Origin of the sequence: Iocasia fonsfrigidae, assembly GCF_017751145.1 — a bacterium.
GTDB classification, from domain to species: domain Bacteria; phylum Bacillota; class Halanaerobiia; order Halanaerobiales; family DTU029; genus Iocasia; species Iocasia fonsfrigidae.
This window is the reverse complement of the sequence record NZ_CP046640.1, coordinates 3,898,273-3,919,916: the sequence shown is the minus strand read 5'-3', so window position 1 is coordinate 3,919,916 and position 21,644 is coordinate 3,898,273. Positions and strand designations below refer to the sequence as shown.

Genomic DNA, 21,644 nt, shown 5'->3' with positions numbered 1-21,644 from the left:
TTATGAAGAAATTTATAGATATAGTTTCTGGAGGTAAATAATGATGAAGTTTTCTTTTCGTAATGATGATAATATAAAAGAACAGATACATAATATTTCAATTGATATGATATCACCTAATCCCTATCAACCCCGTAAGGAATTTAATGCTGAAGAGATAATTGAGCTGGCCAATTCAATAAAAAGTTATGGTGTAATTCAACCACTTACAGTTCGTAAATCTGGCGATAAATATGAACTAATTGCTGGCGAAAGAAGGCTTAGAGCTTGTAAAAGCGTTGGAATTACTGAAGTTCCAGTAATTATAAAAGAGATTGAGGATAAAGAGATGGCTGAAATTGCCTTAGTAGAAAATCTTCAGCGTAAGGACCTTAATTTTTTAGAAGAAGCCAGAGCTTATGAGCAATTACTTGATAAATTTAATTTTACACAGGTTCAATTAGCTGAAAAAATCGGAAAGAGCCAATCAACTATTGCCAATAAGATTCGTATTTTATCATTGGCAACAGATGTATGTCAGCAAATTGATCCTTCTATTATGACAGAAAGACATACCAGGGCTTTATTAAAATTAAAAAATAAAGAAGATCAACTTAGAGTAATAGAAATGATTAAGGAAAGGGAAATGACCGTTAAAGAAACAGAAAAAGCGATAGATAGAATAATCAATGGACAAAAAGAGGGCAATACAGTAACAATTTATAAAGACTTACGTCTTTTTATTAACACTTTACAAGGCTCTATCAAGGAAATGAAAACAGCTGGTCTTGATGTCAAGGTAGAGAGAAGTGAAGATGAAGAATATGTAGAGTTTAATATTCGTTTGCCTAAAAATAAAGAATAAAGGGGTGATTTACTTGGGCAAGAAGATAGCTATTGTTAATCAAAAGGGTGGTGTTGGGAAAAGTACTACTGCTGTTAATTTAGCTGCTTGTCTGGCCGAAATGGGGCAGCAGGTACTCTTGATTGATGTTGACCCACAGGGGAATGCCACCAGTGGTATTGGAATCGAAAAAAGCAAACTTGATATTAGCATTTATGATGTAATGATAGATGAGATTGCAGTTGGTGATGGAATATTATCAACAGAGATAGAGGGTTTTTATGTTCTGCCTGCAAATATAGACCTGGCAGGGGCAGAAATCGAACTGGTTTCTATGATCTCAAGGGAAAGTCGCTTAAAAAAAATAACAAGTCAGATAGATGAAGATTATGATTATATATTATTTGACTGTCCTCCTTCACTGGGACTTTTGACATTAAATGCCTTAACAGCTGCAGATGGAATATTGGTACCGATCCAGTGTGAATACTATGCCCTGGAAGGATTGGGTCAATTAATGAATACTGTTGAGCTGGTACAGAAAAATTTAAATCCAGAGCTGGAGATTGAGGGTGTATTATTGACTATGTATGACGCTAGGACAAACCTTTCTCAGCAGGTGATTGATGAGGTGAAAAAGTATTTTAATGATAAGGTTTATAATACAATTATACCGAGAAATGTACGGTTAAGTGAAGCACCTAGTTTCGGGAAACCTATTACTGAGTATGATAAGAGTTCCAGAGGGGCAGTTGCTTATCGTGAATTAGCAAAGGAAGTGACCAGTAATGTCTAAAAGTAGATTAGGAAAAGGATTAGGAGCTTTGATTACTGATACAGGTTATGAAGAAGAAAATAGCCAGGGCAGATTTAAGGAGGTTTTTATAGACCAGATTGAGCCTAATCCCTATCAACCCCGCCAGGAATTTGAGGATGAATACCTGGAGGAATTAGCTAATTCAATTAAAGAAAATGGTGTAATACAACCTATTACTATAAGACAGATAAAACCTGAGCGCTATCAACTGGTTACTGGGGAAAGGAGATGGAGGGCATCCCAGTTGATCGGCCTAAAAAAGATTCCTGCTATTATACGCAAATATGACGATCAACAGATGATGGAAACTGCCTTAATAGAAAATTTACAGCGCGAGGATTTAAATCCTCTAGAAGAGGCTCAGGCCTATCAGCGCATGTTAGATGAATTTAATATGACTCAGGAAGAAGTGGCCCAGAAGGTAGGAAAAAGCCGCTCCAGTATTGCTAATACAGTAAGATTATTAAACCTGCCGCCAAAAATTCAGGTCTATGTTTCACGTGAAACTCTATCCATGGGACATGCCAGGGCATTATTATCATTAAAAGATTTAAAACAACAGATAAAGGCGGCAGACTATGTACTCAAAAATAAACTTTCTGTACGTGAAACAGAAAAATATATTTATCAATTGAATAATAAAAAAGAAAAACAGGAGACTGTTAAAAATGCAAATAAAGTAAAATTAGGGCCAGAGTGGAGAACAGCCCAACAAAAATTAGCTAATTATTTAGGAACAAAGGTTAAAATTAAGAATAGAAATAATAAGAAGATAATAACTATTGAATGTGATAATTATACAGATATCATAAAATTAATTAATAAAATATAAGTAAATGCTTTGCATAATTAATTATTGTATTAACCCAGCACTCCCAATATTATACATTAAGCATGCACTGACTCAGTATTCACGTTATTTTATATTGGGATTTAAAAAAATAGAACGAATTTAGTGTCAGACGATTACTGGCTATTTTGTACTGCCTCCTTTATTTAAATACGCAAGGAAGGAGCCAGTACTAACGAATCGACTTGTGTCGCACTGCCTCCTTTTTTTCAAACATTAAAGAATGAGTCATACTACTGTATCGAGTTAGGGCATATGTTTTTCAATTATATATGCAAGGTTGAGGCCAGTAATTAAACTATTGAGACGTTAAAACTCACTTATTCAGGTCCGATCCATTGCTGTGTTCGTGCTGCAAAGTTAATTTTCTTGAGTGTTCTGTTTAGATGTGTAGTGTCTGTATCGCTCCATTTTAAGAAATTTTATTTATTGTTTAAGTCTGGATGGCGAAGCTATTTTGTTTAGGTATAGGAAAATATATTTTTTCGGGATTATGGATAACTTAAAAGACCGATAAATATATTTACTTCTCTTGTTGTGCACCACAGGTACTCCGTATTTAAGCAGAGCGCACAAGAACAGTTTGAGGTTGCGCTACAGCGTCTTGCTTATGCTTACTATCGAGAAATTGTCTTCCGGTTCACTGACTCTCCTTTTTATTACGCATAGTTGAGTCAGCATCAGGCCATCGAGGCCAAGTTCTGTAGCTCCAGCCAATTTCTAGAGTCGTACAACAAATATATTTGTCTGGCTAATAGTTTATTGATTAACTATGTGTAATAAATAGTTGACTTAAGAAAGTTGATATATTTGATTAAGTCTGGGTGGGGAAGCCATTTTGTTCAAGTTTAGGAAACTATGCAATTTTGAAATTGTGGATAACTTTAAAGACCGACCAGTATATTTACTTACCTTGTCGTGCACCGCAGGCACTCCGCGGTCTAAGCAGAGCGTACAAGAAAATTAAGGTTGCACTATGGCGTCCTGCCTTCGTTTACTGTCGAGAAATTGTCTTCCGGCTCACTGACTCTTCTTTTTATAACGCATGGTCGAGTCAGTATCAGGCCATCGAGGCCAAGTTCCATGCCTCCAGACAATTTCTAGAGTCGTCCAGTAAATATATTGGTCTGGTTTATTATAATGAGTAGTTAACTTTGAGTGAAAAGTGGTTCTAAGAAAAAATTAATAATTAGTGATTAAGTCTGGGTGGCGGAGCCATTTTGTTCAGGTATAGGAAATTATGTGTTAAGCAGGTTTGTGGATAACTTAATAGAATTAATAAGTATTATGAAAAGAAAAGAGATACAAAAACAACATACGATTAAAAAAATATTTACTCATAATAATAACTGGAAAATCTTTAAGGATAACAGATTATCAGAAGTGGTTCCAGCTGATATGATAGATGATGTAATTGAACAGGTTGAAAGGGCATTGGGTTGTGGAAATCCTGAAAATGGATATACTTTATATAAATGTCTTGAATGTGGTCATGAGCATATAATTAGATTTAGCTGTAAAAGTCGTTTTTGTGTACGATGTGGCAAGAAATATATAGATAATTGGGTTGAGAAACAAGTAGAGAATATACTTGATACAAGTCATAGACATTTAGTATTTACATTACCAGAACAATTAAGAGGGTATGTATATTGGCATAGAGATTTATTGAAAGATATGTGCGATGCAGTAAATGAATTAATTCAAGATTACTATGATAAACAATCAAAGGAAAAAGAATATCAAGTTGGAGTAATAACAGTAGTTCATACTTTTGGGAGGGATGTAGGGTTTAATCCTCATATCCATGCTCTATTAACAGAAGGAGCATTAGATAAATATAAGCAGTGGAAGCATATTGGATATATTTCATATCCATATTTAAGAAAGTCATGGCAGAAAGTATTACTTAATATATTTCGAAAGTATTTCAAAGAGGGCTTAAAGGTTCAGAATTTAGTAAGAGAACTGTATCAAAAATATCCTAATGGATTTTATGTAAATGCTGAATCTAGACTAATTAATGCTAGAGGTGCAACTAGATATATTGGTAGATATCTAGCACGTCCAGCTATGGCTGAATATAGAATACTAGAGTATGATGGTAAGAAGGTAAGGTTTTGGTATGAAGACCATAATACGAAAAAAAGAAAAGAATTACTGCTTGATGTATTAGACTTTATAGGTAGATTGATAATGCATGTACCTAAAAAGTATTTTAAGATGGTAAGAAGATATGGGTTATATAGTAGAGGTTTTAATAAAAAAGTAAAAAAGATAGTATCACTATGGAAATACATGAAGAAAAGACAGTTAAAACTAATAGTGGTAGAAAAGAAAAAAAGAGTAATGAGATGGCGAGAAAATATTATAAAAAGTTTTGATAGAGACCCATTAATATGTAGGAAATGTGGTTCGGAGATGGTATTATATGAGATATGGAGTCCTAAACATGATTTTATTTATCATTTTGAACATACAGATGAAAATGGACGACATATAAAAAGATATCCATGGGAGGAGGATCCTAGAATTGAAAGACGAAAAAGAGCGAGACAACTGGGAACTACCATTCCATTCCCCGGACCACCAAGAAGAATGGTATGTTTATAGATGTCCAAAGTGTGGGATGGATGATCATGTACCTGATTTTGTAGTAGATGAGTTTGCAATGGTTCAAAAATTGAAAGAAGGGGAAATGCCTGGAGTGGCATGTCCTGAATGTCTTACAAAGATGGTTTTTGAATCATCTTATATTAAATACCCCTACCGTAAAACAGAAGGGGATTCTGAGTTGCAGTAGGGTGGCGGAGCCATTTTGTTCTAGATTAAGCAGAAAAAAATATAATACTTGATATAGCTGTTTCACGTGAAACAGAGTTATTAGTACTATATTATAACAAGTCATATAGAGGTGTAAAAATGTTTATATTAATTGTTGGTGGAGGGAAAGTTGGCAGGTATCTTATTAAGGAATTTTCTAATAAAGATTATAAGGTTGTTTTAATAGAACAAGATTATGATAAGGCTGTTAAAATTGAGGAAAAATATGATATTGAGGTTATTTGTGGTGATGGTTCTGAACAGGATGTTTTAGAGAAAGCAGGGATTGAGGAATGTGATATTCTTCTGGCAGTAACAGAGGATGACCAAGATAATTTGGTGATCTGTCAATTAGCAGAACGCAAGTATAATATTTCGAGAACCTTTACTACTGTAAACACCCCTGGTAATGAAAAACTATTCAACTGGCTGGGTGTTAATGTAGCGGTTAGTAGTGCTTCGATTTTAGCTGGACTGGTGGAATATGATGTTACTTTAAGTGATCTTAATGTTCTTTTAAAAAAAGACCAGGATCAACTGCGTTTAACCAGGGTATTAGTAAGGGAAAATTCTAGTATTGTAGGTCAAAAAGTGAAAGATATTGAATTGCCTTTGGAATCAGTATTGGTTACAATACTTCGTGGTGATAATACTATAGTCCCCCGGGGAAATACGAAAATCATGGGTAATGATCTAATCTTAGTTCTAACAAAAAAAGAACTGAGTGGGGAATTAGTAAAGATATTTAACAAATAGAATAGAGGTAATAGTTTATGTTAGGATCAGTTATAAATTTTGTGGCAATTATTATAGGGGGAATTACTGGAATCTTATTTAAGGATAGTTTTCCTAAAAAAATTCAAAATACAGTGATGCAGGGATTGAGTTTGGCGGTTATCTTAATTGGTTTACAGATGGCTCTGCTTACGGAAAATATATTAATTGTTATTTTTAGTCTGGTTATTGGTGGAGTGATTGGTGAGTCAATAGATATTGAAAAGAACTTAGAGAGAGTAGGAAAGATGCTTAAAAGTAGCTTTCAGCAGGAAAATGACCTGTTTGTGCAGGGTTTTGTTCAGGCAAGTCTGGTTTTTTGTGTAGGTTCGATGGCTATAATGGGGGCAATCCAGGATGGACTAAATAATGACCCTAGTATTTTAATTAATAAATCTCTACTTGATGGTGTTGCATCTGTTGCTTTTTCAGCTACCTTTGGGATAGGTGTTTTGTTTTCAGCAATACCAGTTTTATTGTATCAGGGGGGATTGACTCTATTAGCATCTTTTGTTGAACAATATCTTACTGACCCTATGGTTAATGAAATGACTGCTACAGGTGGGTTATTAATTATGGCAATTGGTTTAAATATTATGGGTGTAAGTAAAATTAAAGTTGCTAATTTGCTACCAGCCCTAGTGATAGCAATTATTGGAGTAGCAGTTATATAAATATTTATTATAACTTGTACTATTTTTTAAATGGCAAATATATATATCACAAGAAAAGAATTACAAAAAAAGTAGTAAAAAAGTAGCATTTTATGACCTTATACCTAAAGGAATTTTTACATTAAAGGAGAAATATATATAATACACTCATAATTATTACACTCACAATTATTTTTTCTTTTAATATTAGGAGGGAAACTGCATGAAGTTAAGAAAAAAACTTATTTCTTATTTATTTGAAAAAGTAGATATTACAATTATACCATCTCCCAAAAAGAAAATTAAAATGTTTAAAATGAAGCGTATTACTCCAATATTGATAATAATAATAGTACTAGGGAGTATTACTACTTTATCCTTTCTTTATAAACATTATCAGTCCGGTTTTTTTTCAGTATCAGATAGATTAGTTCAATTAAAGGGAGTTAGGGCTGAAAATGAAAAACTCAAAAATGAATTATTTGTTTTAACTCAAGATACAGAAGAACTAAAAGAAAATCTCTCCAGATTAAAAGAATATAATGAAGAAATTAAAGAAATGATTAATATAGATAGAGGTACACAGGCTGCTAGTGATCAACAGGATTTAAAACTTCAGACTTTTCTTTCCTATAACCAAAGTGTTTTACAGCAGGGTTTGCCAGTAGGTGGTGGTAATATACATCTATATTATCAGGCTCCTGATGAGATTATTGCCAGGGCTAAAAGAAATATAAACACCTTAAAAAAAGAATTGCCTACCCATGAAGAAGATCTAAATAATTTAGAAATGTCAGTTAAAGAGTATAATGACCTGCAAGCTGCAACACCTAAAATCTGGCCTATAGCTGATAAAGGAGATGCCTATATATCCTCAAGGTTCGGCTGGCGCTCTGATCCTTTTTCAGGAAAACAGCAGATACATGAAGGGCTTGATATTGCTACCTGGTATAATACTCCGGTTTTGGCTACAGCAGATGGTGTAGTAAAATTTGTGGGGAGAAAAGGTGGTTATGGTTTAATGGTGATTATACAGCATGGTTTTGGTTTTGAAACAAGGTATGCCCATCTTAATAAATTTAAAGTAAAAAGAGGACAGAAGGTTTCACGTGGAGATATTATAGCCTTGAGTGGAAACTCTGGGAAAAGTAGTGGGCCACACGTTCATTATGAAGTAAGAAAAAATAATATTCCACAAAATCCAGAAAATTATATTGGGAGGTAGCTTATGTTAGGGAGTAAAGATAAAAAAATTGAAGAAGCCAAGGGAAAAGTCGAAACTATACTGGGTACAGGAACAATTATAGAAGGAGATATCCATACAAAAGGTTCTTTAAGGATTGAGGGTGAAGTTAAAGGTAATATTAAAGCAGATGGGGATGTTTTTGTCGGGGAAAATGGTAAATTAATAACAGAAGTAAAGGCCCGTAAAGTAGTAGTGGCAGGAAAAATAGAAGGAAATATAAATGCTTCACAAAAGGTTGAGATACTGCCGAGTGGTAAAATTATTGGTGACTTACAGACTAAAACACTTAAGATTGAAGAAGGAGCCCTTTTTCAGGGAGCAAGTAAACCACTTGATGAAGGATTTAAGAAGTCTGCTGATCATGTAAACAAGGCTAAAAAAGAAGCTGCAGCTGTCAAAAAATAATAAACAAATCTAGTCAATTGCACTCATTTCTTTATGGAAGGTATTTACTGCCATTTCCAGGGCAGAGCTAATAGTTTCTGCCATCTTTAAAACGATGCTTAATCGGGTGCTCTGTAATACGAGGTATTCCATATAACCGCCAATATTGACAAGGCCTGTTATGTGCATATCACCTATTTCAGGAAGTTTTTTATTAACACCGGTCCCTGGTTGTAAGGGGCCTTTTTTTACATCTATATATCCTACACTACTCTGTTTACCAAGACCGGCATCGATAGCAATGATAAAGGAATTATTATATTTAGTATTTATTAATTCAATAATTTCTTTTAAATTACTGGCATGAACTGGATTGTGAACAGTACCTATAATATTAGCATTAAAAAAAGGCAATTTTTTTAATAATGTACCGGTTAATGGCCCCAGGGAATCACCTGTAGAACGGTCAGTTCCAATACAAAGGATAATTAGTTCCTTATCAATAGTATAATTTTGTTTAACGGCCTGATTATAAATAATTGATTTTAATAAAACATCAGAATTATTATCATCTATGTGAACACGTTTTTTTTCAAAAAACATACTTCTATCCCCCTTATATTCCTATATATATGAATTAATATGTGTAATAATTCATTAATTTATACCTCTTAAATAGCATAGATATAGAAGAGGGAAGAGGCAGGGGGTAGAAATGAAGAAAATTACTACGATTATTAGAATAGCCTTTATTTATGTAGGGGCAGTTGTAGGTGCAGGTTTTTCTTCAGGACAGGAAATATGGAAGTTTTTTGCCTGCCATAGAATACATGGTCTTTATGGTATTGGTTTAGCTGGAGTGTTTTTTACAGGACTGGTGCCCAGGTTTTTTGTTTTAGGGAAAAAAATTGGAGCAAAAAGTTATCAAGATTTTTTTTATGGTTTTTTACCACCATTAATAGCAGTGGTATTTGATATAATATATAGCTGTTTTTTAGTAGGTAGTGTCTCTGTAATGATAGCAGGGGGAGGTACTGTTTTTAAAGATTTTCTGGGTTTGTCTTATTATTTTGGTTTGTTTATTAGTATTACTTTTGTTTATCTAACCCTTTATCTTAAAACAGAGGGGATATTTACTGTAAATAATATATTGATACCAGGACTAACTATAATAACAATCTTAACAATTACATCTTTTTTTAGAACTCAACAAACAGATGTTTTTGATGGTTTTTTGCCTTTGAAGATAAAGGGCTGGCAGCCAATTATTGATGGTTTAATCTATGGAGCATATAATACAGTAATGGCAGTTGCAGTAATGACAGGAATAGTAGCAAAGAAGGATGATAAGTTAATTATATTAGGGGGTATCACTGGTGGAGGTATTTTATTTTTTCTTTGTATAATTCTATTTGCTGCCCTATTAACGGCTTTTAAAACAGTACCTCAAGAAGAGATACCTATGTTTTTTATTGCTGGCAGAGTCAGTAATAAGATGTATTTGGCTTATATAGTAGCACTATATTTTGCAATGATAAGCACTGGTATTGCAAATCTATATGCCTTTAATAGGCGTATTACTTCCCTTTTATCAATAAGCTATGAAACAGGGCTTTTTATTACCTTATTTATTATTGTTCCTTTTGCCTGGTCTGGATTTGGAAATCTAGTGGGATGTTTGTATCCGATTTTTGGATATTTATCCCTATTTATAATTCTCTATTATATAATTCTTTTATTTAAGGTCAAAAATATAAAAAAAATATAAAAAGTAAGAAGGAGATTATCTTTAAAGTAAGAATATAAATATATATTAAGTTTATAATATAATATTGTTCCGGGTGAATTTCAGGAGAGAGACCTTTTTTTAAGGCGCCGAAGGAGATAAGGTGGAACCACTAAAACTCTCAGGCAGAAGAATTCTGAAAGGACGGGTCTCTGAACTGACTGGACAGAGGGGAATCAGTAATCTTACTGGTTTCCCTCTTTTTAATATAGTATTTGTTTTTGAAATTGTGGATAACTTTGAAGGCCGACAAATATATTTGTTTCTCTTGTCGTGTACCGCAGGCACTCCGCATCTAAGCAGAGCATACAAGAAAATTAAGGTTGCGCTACAGCGTCCTGCTTACGCTTATTGTCGAGAAATTGTCTTCCTGTTCACTAACTCTTCTTTTTATTACGCATGGTCGAGTTAGTATCAGGCCATCGAGGCCAAGTTCCTACCTCCAGTCAATTTCTAGAGTCGCACAACAAATATATCTGTCTGTATTAAGCTAGCCTAGTAATAATTTTTATTCTATAGCGACTCTAACTTTTTGTGGAGGCAGGACGCCGGAACAAAAAGTTGTGACAGAGAGCGGAGGCATGGATGCCGAAGTGAACGACAAGCGGTAGAATGAAAATTATTACGGTAGTATCAGGCTGGCGAATACATTTTGTTCAAACGAAAAGATAAAAACTAGGGAGGGGTTAGATGAAGAGAACACCATTATTTAATGTGCATAAGGAACTGGGGGCCCGCTTAATAGATTTTGGTGGTTGGGAGATGCCAGTACAGTATACTAGCATAATAGAGGAGCATCAGACAGTACGAAAGCAATGTGGACTGTTTGATGTATCCCATATGGGGGAAATATATTTTTCAGGGGGTGATGCCTTAAAAAACCTTAATTACTTGATAACAAATGATATTAGCCAGATAGCTGTTGGGCAAGTTGTATATACACCACTTTGCAATCATCATGGTGGTGTACTGGACGATTTATTGGTTTACCGCTTGGGAGAAAATGAATTCTTACTGGTAGTTAATGCCTCTAATATTGAAAAAGACTACCAATGGATTAAAGAGCATGTCAATGGGGAAATTACCGTAAAAGACCTTTCTTCAGACTTTGGTCAGCTTGCTTTACAGGGGCCAGAATCAGAAAAAGTATTAAATAAATTGACAGATATTAAGTTGGCTGATATGAAATATTACAGATTTAGTAGAGGGAAATTGGCTGGTGAAGATGTACTATTATCTAGAACAGGCTATACAGGTGAGATTGGTTTTGAGATATATTTATCTCCTGCTAAACTTGAAGAGATCTGGCATGAAATAATTGATGCTGGGTTGGGTTATGGTATAAAACCTATAGGTTTAGGAGCAAGGGATACCTTAAGATTGGAAAAGGGATTTTGCTTATATGGTAATGAATTAAGTGAAGGGGTAAATCCCTGGCAGGCAGGTTTATCATGGACAGTTAAATTAAATAAAAGAGATTTTATTGGTAAAGATGCTTTATTAGAGAGCAGACAGGGATATAATAGGGTACTGAGGGGCTTTAAAGTAATAGACAGGGGTATTCCGCGGAAGGGCTATAAAGTTAGCAAAGACAAAAAAGAGGTAGGGATAGTGACAAGTGGCAGTTATTCACCAAGTCTTAAAGAGAATATTGGTCTGGCTTATCTGGAAAAGGATGTTGCCGGGACAGGTAGTGAACTAGATATAATTATTCGAGAAAAACCAGTTAAGGCTTTAGTTGTTGAGAAACCATTTTTATAAGGAGGAATTTTTAAATGTTGTTACCAAAAGACCTGTATTACACAGAAAATCATGAATGGATATTTGTGGAAGGGAAAAAAGGGACTATTGGGGTGACAGAACATGCCCAGAAGGAAATGGGAGATATAGTATTTGTAGAACTACCAGAGATTGGTGATAATTTTGAACAGTTTGATTCTTTTGCAGTCATTGAATCAGTTAAAGCTGTATCAGATGTTTACCTACCAGTAGGAGGAAAGGTAATAGCTATTAATCAAGATATCCTTGAACAGCCAGAATTGGTAAATGATGAGCCCATTGAAAGTGGCTGGTTAGTTGAAATAGAAATTAGCAATTTAGATGAACTTGAATCATTAATGGATGATGAGGCCTATGCACATTATCTAGAGGAGGGTAAATAGGTGGATTATATAGCAAATACCCCTCAAGAAAAGGAAGAGATGTTGGCTGCTATTGGTGTTCAAAAAATAGCAGAACTATTTTCAGGGATTCCCCGGAAAGTAAAACTAGATTGCCCACTGGATATACCTGCTGGAATATCTGAAATGGAGTTGGCTCATGATTTAAAAGAGATAGCCCAAAAAAATTTGTCTCTGGGAGAGGTAATATCCTTCCTGGGGGCTGGTGCTTATGACCATTATATCCCTGCTATAGTAGATCATCTCATCTTAAGATCAGAGTTTTATACAGCATATACCCCATACCAAGCAGAATTAAGCCAGGGGACACTACAGGCTGTCTATGAATATCAAAGTATGATATCAGATTTAACAGCTATGGATTTAGCCAATGCCTCTTTACTAGATGGTGGTTCTGCCCTTGGGGAAGCGGTTTTAATGGCCTCCAGGATAAGCAGAAAAAAGAAAATATTAATCTCTCAGTCCCTCCATCCAGCTTATCGTGAGGTAGCTAGGACATATGGTAGACAGCAGGGCTTAGAGTTTATTCAGTTACAATTAAATAACACAGTAACAGACCTATTAGAATTAGATAAAACAATTGATCAGGAAACTGCAGCTGTGGTTATTCAATACCCTAACTTTTTTGGTTCTATTGAAGATATGAACAGGATTGAGAATATTATTTCACCATATAAAAATGTTTTATTATTAATGGTTGTTAATCCCCTGGCATTAGGCCTTTTAAGACCCCCGGGAGATTTTGGGGCTGATATAGTTATTGGTGAAGGCCAGGTCTTGGGTAGTCCTCTTAATTATGGTGGGCCATATCTTGGTTTTATGGCTGTGAAAAAGAGATACCTCAGACAGATGCCGGGAAGAGTTGTTGGAGCAACGACTGATGAATCAGGCAAGAGGGGTTTTGTACTTACCATGCAGACCAGGGAACAACATATTAGACGGGAAAAGGCTACTTCTAACATCTGTACCAATGAAGCACTTAATGCCCTGTCTGCTGCAATATATATGTCAATAATGGGTAGGCAGGGATTAAGAGAGGTTGCCGAACAATGCTGTAAAAAAGCCCATTACCTGGCTAACAGAATAAATAAAATACCTGGTTTTAAAGTAGTGAATAAGAGTGATTATTTCCATGAATTTTTACTAGAAACTGATTATAGTATAGATAAAGTTAAAAAAGAAATGTCAAAAAGAGGTGTCATAGCTGGGGTAGATATTAGTAGATTTGACTATAAAAAAGAAGGCCTTTTAGTTTGTGTTACGGAAAAAAGAAATAGGGGAGAATTGGATAAATATCTAACAGTACTGGAGGCGATTTCAGGTGAGTAAACCACTAATAAAGGAATATAGTAGTCCAGGTAGAAAGGGATATTCTTTACCGACTTTAGATGTGCCAGATATAAATTTAGAGGAGGAATTAAACCCGAAATTTATCCGTCAGCAATTGGATCTTCCAGAGCTTAGTGAAGTTGATGTGGCCAGGCATTTTACCAGTTTGTCACAAAAAAATTATGGGGTTGATTCAGGGATTTATCCCTTAGGTTCCTGTACTATGAAATACAACCCTAAAATCAACGAAGATATTGCCCGAATTGAGGGCCTGAGTAATTTGCATCCTTACCAGGAAGATAAAGACCTCCAGGGTTCATTAAAAATTCTCTATGAACTTAAAAATAATCTAGCTGAAATAAGTGGAATGGATGAGGTTACCCTACAGCCTGCATCAGGTGCTCATGGAGAACTAACAGCTTTAATGATTATCAAGCAGTATTTCAAAGATAAAGGGGAAGAGAGGAAAAAGATAGTTGTCCCGGATTCAGCACATGGGACTAATCCAGCCAGTGCAGCTATGGCAGGGTTTGAAGTAGTCGAATTAAAGTCTAATGAAAGAGGTATGATTGATTTAGATAAATTGAGGGGTCTGGTTGATGAGGATACAGCTGCCTTGATGTTAACTAATCCCAATACCCTGGGTATCTTTGAAAGGGAAATCCTTGAAGTGGCTGAGATAGTTCATGGTGTTGGTGGTTTATTATACTATGATGGAGCCAATATGAATGCCATTATGGGTTATGTTAGACCTGGAGATATGGATTTTGACCTTATGCATTTTAATCTACATAAGACATTTTCTACACCACATGGTGGAGGTGGACCAGGTTCAGGACCTGTTGGGGTCAAAAAATTCCTTACCTCATATTTACCAAAACCAGTACTGATAAAAGAAGGGAATTTTTTTAAATGGGAATACCATAGACCTCATTCCATTGGTAGGGTTCATAGTTTTTATGGTAACTATAGTGTTATCTTAAGGGCTTATGCCTATATTAAGGCACTTGGTGCCGATGGTTTAAGAAAAGTTACCGAGAATGCTGTTTTAAATGCCAATTATATGAAAGCCAAACTAAAAGATGTTTACTACCTACCCTATGAAGAAGATAGCTTACATGAATTTGTTTTATCAGCCAGTAAACAGAAGGAAAAAGGCGCTACTACTTTAAATATTGCCAAAAGGTTATTAGACTATGGGCAGTATGCCCCAACTATTTATTTCCCACTGGTGGTTAAAGAGGCCTTAATGATCGAACCAACAGAAACGGAAAATATCACAACTCTCAACAAATTCATTGCAACAATGATAAATATTTCCCGGGAAATAGAAAATAATATCGAAATAGTTAAAAATGCTCCCCATAATACAACAATAAAAAAACTGGATGAGGTTAAGGCTGCCAGAAAACCGGATTTAAGGTGGTAGTATCAGGCCATCGAGGCCAAGCTCCTACCTCCAGACAATTTCTAGAGTCGTCCAGCAAATATATTTGTCTGTTTTATGATAACAAGTGACTTTGTGTAAAGTCTGGGTGGCGAAGCCACTTTGTTTGCTTTTGCTAAATTGATAACTATTATATATAATTATAGATGGTTCTATTAACTTATTATAGATTGCCGCATATAATAAGTTGAAATGCAAAAAGGGGGTTTGAAAAATCATAGAATATATTACTACAATGGTAAATGATTTTACCGGTGTATTTTCCTCAGAGCTTTTATGGAGTTATCTAATCAAAATAGTAAATAGTATTATCGTGTTAATCATAAGCGGTTTAGTAATTAAATTTGGCAATAAGTATATTGATAATCTATTAAAAAGAGAGAGGGAAAAATATATAAGACGGAGGAATACTCTTATCCTGTTATTAAGGAGTGCCTTGCGTTATGTAATTTATTTTATCTCAAGTATTATTATCCTATCTATTTTTAATGTCCCGGTGGCTTCACTCTTAGCTGGTGCTGGTATCATTGGGTTGGCTGTGGGTTTTGGGGCTCAGAGTCTGGTCAAAGATATTATAAATGGTTTTTTTATTCTTTTTGAAGACCAGTTTGCTGTAGGAGATTATATCAAAGTGGCCTCTGTTGATGGAGTTGTTGAGGAACTGGGTCTAAGAACAACCCGGCTCAGGAGTTTCGCCGGGGAGATTCATATTATACCAAATGGTGAAATAAACCAGGTGACTAATTATTCCTCAGGGAATATGAGGGTAATGGTTGATGTTGGGGTAGCTTATGAAGAGAAACCCTCCCAGGTAATAGATGTTCTGGAAGAACTAGCAGGTGAAATCGCTCTGGAAAAGAGTGAGGTAATTACTGATGGGCCTACTGTTTTGGGTGTCCAGGAATTAGCTGTTTCAAGTGTAGTAATCAGGATATGGGCTAAGGTAAAACCCATGGAACAGTGGCAGGTAGCGCGCTATATTAGGCAGCGTATTAAGGAGAGACTGGATGAAAGGGGTATTGAAATAGCCTATCCTCATGTGGTATTATTATCAAAAGAGGGTTCAGTTGAGGAAACAGTTGTTAAATAATTACTTCATATGGGAGGCAGGATAATGGATAATAGGGAATATGAAATAGGTGATTTAGTTCGTTTTAGGAAAAAACACCCCTGTGGAGGAGACACCTGGGAGATAACCAGAATAGGTATGGATTTCAAGGCAAAATGCACTACCTGTGGTAGGTTAATAATGCTACCCAGGAGAAAGTTTGACAAGAGTGTTAAGGAGAAAGTAATGGAGAGTGAAAATAAATGAAACTAGGAATCGTAGGACTGCCAAATGTAGGGAAATCAACCCTTTTTAATGCCTTGACTAAAGCTGGAGCAGGAGCTGAAAATTATCCCTTTTGTACTATTGATCCGAATGTAGGGGTAGTTAATGTCCCTGATAAGCGTTTAGAAGTACTTAATGATATGTACAATCCCAGGAAAAAGACACCTACAACCATAGAATTTGTAGATATTGCTGGTCTGGTAAAAGGTGCCAGTAAGGGAGAGGGTTTAGGTAATAAGTTTTTAGCTCATATCAGGGAAGTGGAGGCCGTAGCACAGGTTGTCAGGTGTTTTACTGATAATAATGTCACACATGTTGATGGTGATATTAATCCTTTAAGGGATATAGAAATAATAAATACCGAATTAATCCTGGCTGACCTATCTGCAGTTGAACGCAGGATGGCCAAAACCTCAAAAATGGCCAAAAGCGGTGAAAAGGAATACATAGAAGAATTACAGGAACTGGAGCTTTTGCAAAACAGCCTGGAAGAGGGAAAGAATATTCGCCAGCTTGATTTAGGGGAACAGGGCCAAAGGCTGGTTAAAGAACTCCAGTTATTATCAGCAAAACCGATTATCTATATAGCCAATATTGATGAAGGTGATGTTGGAACAGCTGATAATGAAATGGTTAGTCAGGTAAGGAAACATGCTGCTGGCGAAAATGCCCGGGTAGTAACCATAAGCGCTAAGATTGAAGCAGATATTGCCGAATTAGATGAGGAAGAGGCAGGTTTGTTCTTGGAAGAGATGGGGCTTAAAGAATCAGGCCTGGATCGGGTGATAACTGCTGGCTATGAACTCCTTGATTTGATAACTTTTTTTACGGCAGGTGAAAAAGAAGTAAGGGCCTGGACTGTCAGGAGTGGGTCATCTGCCCCTGAGGCTGCTGGTAAGATTCATACTGATATGCAACGGGGGTTTATCAGGGCAGAGGTAGTAAGCTATGATGATTTGATTGCTTCCGGTTCTATCAGTGATGCCAGAGAAAAGGGTTTGTTGAGATTAGAAGGCAAGGAATATATTATGCAGGATGGGGATGTATGTTATTTCCGTTTTAATGTCTAGTTATTATTAATAATTATTATTGAATACTTAATATAGAAAGAAGAATCGTAGTTAATTACGGTTCTTCTTTTTTTATTTACTTAGCTTTTAGTAATTTTTGTTCTTTAGTTCAGATAATATAAAAATTCCTTGACATGAACAAAAAGAAAGTATATAATCAAAAATGAAAGGAAAAGAACATAAATATAAGTGTAAGCGAGTTGATAAAATTGTTTGCTGAAGAAAGAAAAGAAAAAATAATTAAAAATCTTAACAAATATAATCGGGTTCAAGTGAAGGAATTGAGTAATGAATTTAATGTATCTGAGGTAACAATAAGAAGAGATTTAGGTGAACTAGAAGAAGGTGGTTATTTACTTAGAACACATGGGGGTGCAGTCTCTGTTTCTTTTAGCAAAAGTTATGAACCATCTTTTGAAGATAAAGCAGATAAATTTAAAGAAGCCAAAAGAGAAATTGGTTATAAAGCTAGTCAGCTAATAAAAGAAGGAGATACCATACTTATCGATGCTGGAACTACTACCTTACAGATTGTTGGAAAATTAAAAAACATTAATAAATTGACATTAGTAACAAATTCATTTGATATTTTTAATGAAGTAAAACAATTAGGTAGGGAAATAGAAGTGGTTTTTATTGGTGGGACTTATAAATATAACACAAGGGCTTTTGTTGGTTCTCTGGCAGAAAAAACATTAAAAGAGCTTAGGGTTGATAAGGCTTTTCTTGGAAGCAATGGTTTTACTATAAGTGATGGATTTACTACACCTGATTTAACAGAGGCTAGCATTAAAAAAGTTATGATTAATATTGCTCAAGAGGTTTATATGCTTGTAGATCATTCTAAATTAGGAAAGGTTTCTTTTTGTAAATTTGCTGGTCTTAAAGATATAGACTATTTTGTAATTGACCAGCTTGATAAGCAATATATTACCAAAATTGAAGAGGCAGGGGTTGAAGTAATTTTATGATCATTACTGTAACATTAAATCCAGCTATAGACAAGACAATAATGATTGACCGATTGACTCCTGGTAAATTAAACCGGGTAAAAGAAGTTATAACCTTACCAGGAGGAAAGGGCATTAATGTAGCACAGGTGATACATCAAATGGGAGAAAATGTTCTGACTACTGGTATATTGGGTGGCAATACAGGGGATGCTATTAAAACTTTTTTAAGAAAAAAAAAGTTAAAGGCAGATTTTATTTCTTCCAATTATGCCACACGACAAAATATTAAAATACTGGAAACTAGTATTAGCCGGGAAACAGAGATCAATGAACCAGGAAAAGTAAGCAAAAATGATTTTAAGGCCCTGGAAAAAAAATTGCGAGACTACCTTGCAGTGGGTAATTTGATAGTCATGGCAGGTAGTATCCCTCATGGTTTGTCATCTAACACATATAATCATTTAATAAGGCTTTGCAAAGAAGCTGAAATTCCAGTAATAGTTGATACTTCAGGTAATAATTTAAAAGAGGTTTTAAAAGAACAGCCTTTTTTAATTAAGCCCAATTTACATGAAGCCCAGGAGTTAATTGGGGAAGAAATTAAAAATGAAAAAGATATGAAAGAAACTGTAAATTATTTTTTGGCTCAAGGAGTAGAAATAATAGTTATTTCTATGGGTGCCCGGGGAGCAATCTTTGCTAATAAAAAGAATTGTTATTATCTTAAAACACCACAGGTTAGTATTTCTAATACAACTGTGGGGGCAGGTGACTCTATGGTTGCTGGACTGGCTGTTGCTTTACAAAAAAATATGCCTTTTAAAGAAATAGCTTGTTATGCAGCAGCTATTGCAACAAGCTATGTAAAATTGGGAAAAATTGAACTTTTAAATAAGGAAATGATTAAAAAAACTAAAGAAAAAATCACTATAAAAATTATTTAGGAGGATATTATGGGATTAAAAGACTTTATTAAACCAGAACTAATAAAGATGGAATTGGAGAGTCAAGACAAGGAAGGTGTTATTAAAGAACTCATAAAATTATTGAAAGGACAAGATTATATAACTGATGAAAAGAGTGTTTTTCAATCTGCTATGGAGAGAGAACAAAAGAGTACAACTGGTATAGGGAATGGAATAGCTATTCCCCATGTAAAAAGTAAAGCTGTAAAAAAACCAGCTATTGTATTTGGCAGATCTAAAAAAGGGATTAATTTTCAATCCCTTGATAAAAAACCTAGCTATTTATTTTTTCTGATTGCTGCACCAGAAAAATCTAAAGACCAGCATTTAAAATTATTAGCTAAACTTTCCCGCATGTTAGTACATGAAGACTTCCGGGAAGCCTTATTGCAGGTTTCTACCCCTGAAGGGCTCAGGGAGGTGATTGTTGTCAGGGAAAATAGTTTCAAATAATATGTATTACATCTAAATTAAAAGGGGAGGATTTATTTATGAAAAAAATTGTTGGGATTACATCTTGTCCGACTGGCATTGCTCATACTTATATGGCTGCTGAGTCATTGGAAGAAGCAGCAAAGAAAATGGGCATAACTATGAAGGTAGAAACACAGGGTAGTGTAGGTGTAGAAAATCAATTAACAGAGCAAGACATAAAAGAGGCTGAAGCGGTTGTTATTGCTGCAGATGCTAATGTAAAACTAGAAAGGTTTAAAGGGAAGTATATTGTAAATGTAGCAGTAGGTGATGCTATTGATAACCCAGAGGCTTTAATTAAACAGGCCCTTGAAGGCGCAGAAAAGGGAGAAACTACCAATATAAGTGAAGGCACTTATGATCAGGTTATGAATCTAAAGGCTGAAAGAAAGTCACAGAGAAGTGGAGCTTATAAACACCTAATGACAGGTGTTTCCCATATGATTCCCTTTGTAGTAGCAGGTGGTCTGGCTATAGCCCTTTCTTTTGTTTTTGGCTATAAGGCCTTTGAACAGGAAGGGACTTTGGCTGCTGCTTTAATGCAGATAGGTAGTGGGGCTGCTTTTGCTCTGATGGTACCGGTAATGGCTGGTTATATTGCTTATTCCATTGCTGATCGTCCTGGACTGGCACCTGGTATGATTGGGGGTATAATAGCTAATTCAATTGGAGCAGGCTTTTTAGGTGGGATAATCGCTGGTTTTTTGGCTGGTTATATAGCTCAATGGTTAAAGAATATTATAAAACTCCCCAGGAATTTCCAGGGGTTGTTGCCTATCTTAATTTTACCTTTATTATCGTCACTGACAGTAGGGTTATTAATGATATATGTTATTGGTAAACCAGTACAGAGTATTATGGTAGGATTAACAAATTGGCTCCAGGCTATGAGTGGAACAAATGCTGTTTTATTAGGTGTGATTTTAGGGGCAATGATGGCTTTTGATATGGGTGGTCCTGTAAATAAAGCAGCTTATACCTTTAGTACTGGACTTTTGGCTTCAAATGTATATGCCCCTATGGCTGCAGTAATGGCTGCTGGTATGACTCCACCATTGGGATTAGCTCTGGCCACTGTTCTATTTAAAGATAGATTTAGTCGGGCTGAGGTAGAAGCTGGAAAAGCTGCCTGGGTTCTTGGGGCCTCCTTTATCACGGAAGGAGCCATACCTTTTGCAGCTGCTGATCCGTTAAGAATAATACCCTCAATAATGACAGGTTCAGCAATAACTGGTGCTTTAGCAATGCTATTTAATACATCTTTAAAAGTGCCCCATGGTGGTATATTTGTATTGCTTATTCCTAAAGTAGTGGGCGGATTAGTCCCATATATATTAGCTATTATAATCGGCACACTAGTTACCGCATTAATGGTTAGGGTCTTAAAACCAGTAGTACAGTAGAATAAAACTTAGTAACTAAATTTATAATAAATTAAATAACAATTGAAGTAAGGGGATGATATAGTGCTTCAAGATAAGATAAGAATTGTCAATGAAAGTGGTCTACATGCTAGGCCTGCTACACTTTTAACACAAAAGGCAGCCAATTATAAATCAGAAATATTAATTATATATAATGATAAGGAGGCCAATGCCAAAAGCATATTGAGTGTAATGTCTCTGGGTGTTAGCTGTGGCAAGGAAATAACTTTAAAAGTCGAGGGAGAAGATGAAGAGAGAGCTCTCAAGGAATTAAAAGAATTTTTTGCCTCAGGCATGGGTGAAGAGGAGTAAT

At 35.3% G+C, this 21,644-nt stretch carries 23 protein-coding genes and 1 riboswitch; of the genes, 22 read left to right on the top strand and 1 reads right to left on the bottom strand.

Features of this window, described 5'->3' with window-relative positions; all coding sequences use genetic code 11:
- Nucleotides 1-40: 40 nt before the first annotated feature.
- The 9 genes from noc to GM661_RS18795 all read left to right on the top strand — a co-directional run bounded on the left by noc (nt 41) and on the right by GM661_RS18795 (nt 8,391).
- Entirely contained in the window at nt 41-844 is an 804-nt protein-coding gene (gene noc, locus GM661_RS18835; RefSeq protein ID WP_230868185.1) for a nucleoid occlusion protein, read from the top strand.
- A gap of 13 nt (nt 845-857) precedes the next feature.
- Nucleotides 858-1,619, top strand: a complete 762-nt coding sequence (locus tag GM661_RS18830; RefSeq protein ID WP_230868184.1) for a ParA family protein — start codon at nt 858-860, stop codon at nt 1,617-1,619.
- Nucleotides 1,612-2,472: a ParB/RepB/Spo0J family partition protein gene (locus GM661_RS18825; protein ID WP_125987077.1), complete on the top strand. Its 861-nt coding sequence runs from the start codon at nt 1,612-1,614 to the stop codon at nt 2,470-2,472. Before GM661_RS18830 ends, GM661_RS18825 begins: the two co-directional genes overlap by 8 nt.
- A 1,275-nt stretch (nt 2,473-3,747) precedes the next feature.
- Nucleotides 3,748-5,103 carry an IS91 family transposase gene (locus GM661_RS18820; protein ID WP_230868183.1) on the top strand — a complete coding sequence of 452 codons (1,356 nt, stop codon included), beginning with the start codon at nt 3,748-3,750 and terminating at the stop codon, nt 5,101-5,103.
- Nucleotides 5,024-5,293: a hypothetical protein gene (locus GM661_RS18815; RefSeq protein WP_230866727.1), complete on the top strand. Its 270-nt coding sequence runs from the start codon at nt 5,024-5,026 to the stop codon at nt 5,291-5,293. The genes GM661_RS18820 and GM661_RS18815 overlap by 80 nt, the downstream gene beginning before the upstream one ends.
- Nucleotides 5,294-5,412: 119 nt before the next feature.
- On the top strand, nt 5,413-6,069 hold the full coding sequence (locus GM661_RS18810; RefSeq protein WP_230868182.1) for a potassium channel family protein: 657 nt from the start codon (nt 5,413-5,415) through the stop codon (nt 6,067-6,069).
- A 17-nt stretch (nt 6,070-6,086) separates the two neighbouring features.
- Nucleotides 6,087-6,761 (top strand): DUF554 domain-containing protein, encoded by a 675-nt coding sequence (locus tag GM661_RS18805; protein WP_230868181.1) that lies wholly within the window; start codon nt 6,087-6,089, stop codon nt 6,759-6,761.
- A 202-nt stretch (nt 6,762-6,963) separates the two neighbouring features.
- Complete coding sequence (locus GM661_RS19055) at nt 6,964-7,965, top strand: M23 family metallopeptidase (RefSeq protein ID WP_330165235.1); 1,002 nt, start codon at nt 6,964-6,966, stop codon at nt 7,963-7,965.
- Nucleotides 7,966-7,968: 3 nt separating this feature from the next.
- Nucleotides 7,969-8,391 carry a bactofilin family protein gene (locus GM661_RS18795; protein ID WP_230868180.1) on the top strand — a complete coding sequence of 141 codons (423 nt, stop codon included), beginning with the start codon at nt 7,969-7,971 and terminating at the stop codon, nt 8,389-8,391.
- A 9-nt stretch (nt 8,392-8,400) separates the two neighbouring features.
- On the opposite strand, the gene yyaC is transcribed toward GM661_RS18795, so the two are convergent.
- Nucleotides 8,401-8,973 carry a spore protease YyaC gene (yyaC, locus tag GM661_RS18790; RefSeq protein ID WP_230868179.1) on the bottom strand — a complete coding sequence of 191 codons (573 nt, stop codon included), beginning with the start codon at nt 8,971-8,973 and terminating at the stop codon, nt 8,401-8,403.
- Between the two features lie 112 nt (nt 8,974-9,085).
- Here yyaC and GM661_RS18785 point away from each other — a divergent pair, with 112 nt between their 5' ends.
- From GM661_RS18785 to GM661_RS18725, 13 genes are all read left to right on the top strand, one after another.
- A complete protein-coding gene (locus GM661_RS18785; RefSeq protein WP_230868178.1) occupies nt 9,086-10,138 on the top strand; it encodes a YkvI family membrane protein in 1,053 nt (350 codons plus the stop codon).
- A gap of 73 nt (nt 10,139-10,211) precedes the next feature.
- Nucleotides 10,212-10,303, top strand: a riboswitch (glycine riboswitch).
- A gap of 543 nt (nt 10,304-10,846) precedes the next feature.
- On the top strand, nt 10,847-11,917 hold the full coding sequence (gene gcvT / locus GM661_RS18780; protein ID WP_230868177.1) for a glycine cleavage system aminomethyltransferase GcvT: 1,071 nt from the start codon (nt 10,847-10,849) through the stop codon (nt 11,915-11,917).
- Nucleotides 11,918-11,931: 14 nt separating this feature from the next.
- Complete coding sequence (gene gcvH, locus GM661_RS18775; protein ID WP_230868176.1) at nt 11,932-12,318, top strand: glycine cleavage system protein GcvH; 387 nt, start codon at nt 11,932-11,934, stop codon at nt 12,316-12,318.
- Nucleotides 12,319-13,665: an aminomethyl-transferring glycine dehydrogenase subunit GcvPA gene (gcvPA, locus tag GM661_RS18770; protein ID WP_230868175.1), complete on the top strand. Its 1,347-nt coding sequence runs from the start codon at nt 12,319-12,321 to the stop codon at nt 13,663-13,665.
- Entirely contained in the window at nt 13,658-15,094 is a 1,437-nt protein-coding gene (gene gcvPB, locus GM661_RS18765) for an aminomethyl-transferring glycine dehydrogenase subunit GcvPB (RefSeq protein WP_230868174.1), read from the top strand. The genes gcvPA and gcvPB overlap by 8 nt, the downstream gene beginning before the upstream one ends.
- Nucleotides 15,095-15,347: 253 nt before the next feature.
- Nucleotides 15,348-16,202 carry a mechanosensitive ion channel family protein gene (locus GM661_RS18760; protein ID WP_230868173.1) on the top strand — a complete coding sequence of 285 codons (855 nt, stop codon included), beginning with the start codon at nt 15,348-15,350 and terminating at the stop codon, nt 16,200-16,202.
- A gap of 24 nt (nt 16,203-16,226) precedes the next feature.
- Nucleotides 16,227-16,427, top strand: coding sequence for a DUF951 domain-containing protein (locus tag GM661_RS18755; RefSeq protein WP_230868172.1), 201 nt, complete (start codon nt 16,227-16,229; stop codon nt 16,425-16,427).
- The gene (gene ychF / locus GM661_RS18750; protein ID WP_230868171.1) at nt 16,424-17,515 is read left to right on the top strand and encodes a redox-regulated ATPase YchF; all 1,092 of its coding nucleotides are present in this window, start codon (nt 16,424-16,426) and stop codon (nt 17,513-17,515) included. Before GM661_RS18755 ends, ychF begins: the two co-directional genes overlap by 4 nt.
- A 200-nt stretch (nt 17,516-17,715) precedes the next feature.
- Nucleotides 17,716-18,486 carry a DeoR/GlpR family DNA-binding transcription regulator gene (locus tag GM661_RS18745; RefSeq protein ID WP_230868170.1) on the top strand — a complete coding sequence of 257 codons (771 nt, stop codon included), beginning with the start codon at nt 17,716-17,718 and terminating at the stop codon, nt 18,484-18,486.
- On the top strand, nt 18,483-19,412 hold the full coding sequence (gene pfkB, locus GM661_RS18740; protein ID WP_230868169.1) for a 1-phosphofructokinase: 930 nt from the start codon (nt 18,483-18,485) through the stop codon (nt 19,410-19,412). The genes GM661_RS18745 and pfkB overlap by 4 nt, the downstream gene beginning before the upstream one ends.
- Before the next feature lie 9 nt (nt 19,413-19,421).
- Nucleotides 19,422-19,886: a PTS sugar transporter subunit IIA gene (locus GM661_RS18735; RefSeq protein WP_230868168.1), complete on the top strand. Its 465-nt coding sequence runs from the start codon at nt 19,422-19,424 to the stop codon at nt 19,884-19,886.
- Nucleotides 19,887-19,924: 38 nt separating this feature from the next.
- Nucleotides 19,925-21,310 (top strand): PTS fructose transporter subunit IIC, encoded by a 1,386-nt coding sequence (locus GM661_RS18730; RefSeq protein ID WP_230868167.1) that lies wholly within the window; start codon nt 19,925-19,927, stop codon nt 21,308-21,310.
- A gap of 63 nt (nt 21,311-21,373) precedes the next feature.
- The gene (locus GM661_RS18725; RefSeq protein WP_125987043.1) at nt 21,374-21,643 is read left to right on the top strand and encodes an HPr family phosphocarrier protein; all 270 of its coding nucleotides are present in this window, start codon (nt 21,374-21,376) and stop codon (nt 21,641-21,643) included.
- The last annotated feature ends 1 nt before the right edge of the window (nt 21,644 follow it).

Excerpts from the sequence above, each read along its gene's own strand:
- noc (WP_230868185.1), top strand. The coding sequence starts at position 41 with ATGATGAAGTTTTCTTTTCGTAATGATGATAATATAAAAGAACAGATA.
- GM661_RS18825 (WP_125987077.1), top strand. The coding sequence starts at position 1,612 with ATGTCTAAAAGTAGATTAGGAAAAGGATTAGGAGCTTTGATTACTGAT.
- GM661_RS18810 (WP_230868182.1), top strand. The coding sequence starts at position 5,413 with ATGTTTATATTAATTGTTGGTGGAGGGAAAGTTGGCAGGTATCTTATT.
- GM661_RS18805 (WP_230868181.1), top strand. The coding sequence starts at position 6,087 with ATGTTAGGATCAGTTATAAATTTTGTGGCAATTATTATAGGGGGAATT.
- GM661_RS19055 (WP_330165235.1), top strand. The coding sequence starts at position 6,964 with ATGAAGTTAAGAAAAAAACTTATTTCTTATTTATTTGAAAAAGTAGAT.
- GM661_RS18795 (WP_230868180.1), top strand. The coding sequence starts at position 7,969 with ATGTTAGGGAGTAAAGATAAAAAAATTGAAGAAGCCAAGGGAAAAGTC.
- yyaC (WP_230868179.1), bottom strand. The coding sequence starts at position 8,973 with ATGTTTTTTGAAAAAAAACGTGTTCACATAGATGATAATAATTCTGAT.
- GM661_RS18785 (WP_230868178.1), top strand. The coding sequence starts at position 9,086 with ATGAAGAAAATTACTACGATTATTAGAATAGCCTTTATTTATGTAGGG.
- gcvT (WP_230868177.1), top strand. The coding sequence starts at position 10,847 with ATGAAGAGAACACCATTATTTAATGTGCATAAGGAACTGGGGGCCCGC.
- gcvH (WP_230868176.1), top strand. The coding sequence starts at position 11,932 with ATGTTGTTACCAAAAGACCTGTATTACACAGAAAATCATGAATGGATA.
- GM661_RS18760 (WP_230868173.1), top strand. The coding sequence starts at position 15,348 with ATGGTAAATGATTTTACCGGTGTATTTTCCTCAGAGCTTTTATGGAGT.
- GM661_RS18755 (WP_230868172.1), top strand. The coding sequence starts at position 16,227 with ATGGATAATAGGGAATATGAAATAGGTGATTTAGTTCGTTTTAGGAAA.
- ychF (WP_230868171.1), top strand. The coding sequence starts at position 16,424 with ATGAAACTAGGAATCGTAGGACTGCCAAATGTAGGGAAATCAACCCTT.
- pfkB (WP_230868169.1), top strand. The coding sequence starts at position 18,483 with ATGATCATTACTGTAACATTAAATCCAGCTATAGACAAGACAATAATG.
- GM661_RS18735 (WP_230868168.1), top strand. The coding sequence starts at position 19,422 with ATGGGATTAAAAGACTTTATTAAACCAGAACTAATAAAGATGGAATTG.
- GM661_RS18730 (WP_230868167.1), top strand. The coding sequence starts at position 19,925 with ATGAAAAAAATTGTTGGGATTACATCTTGTCCGACTGGCATTGCTCAT.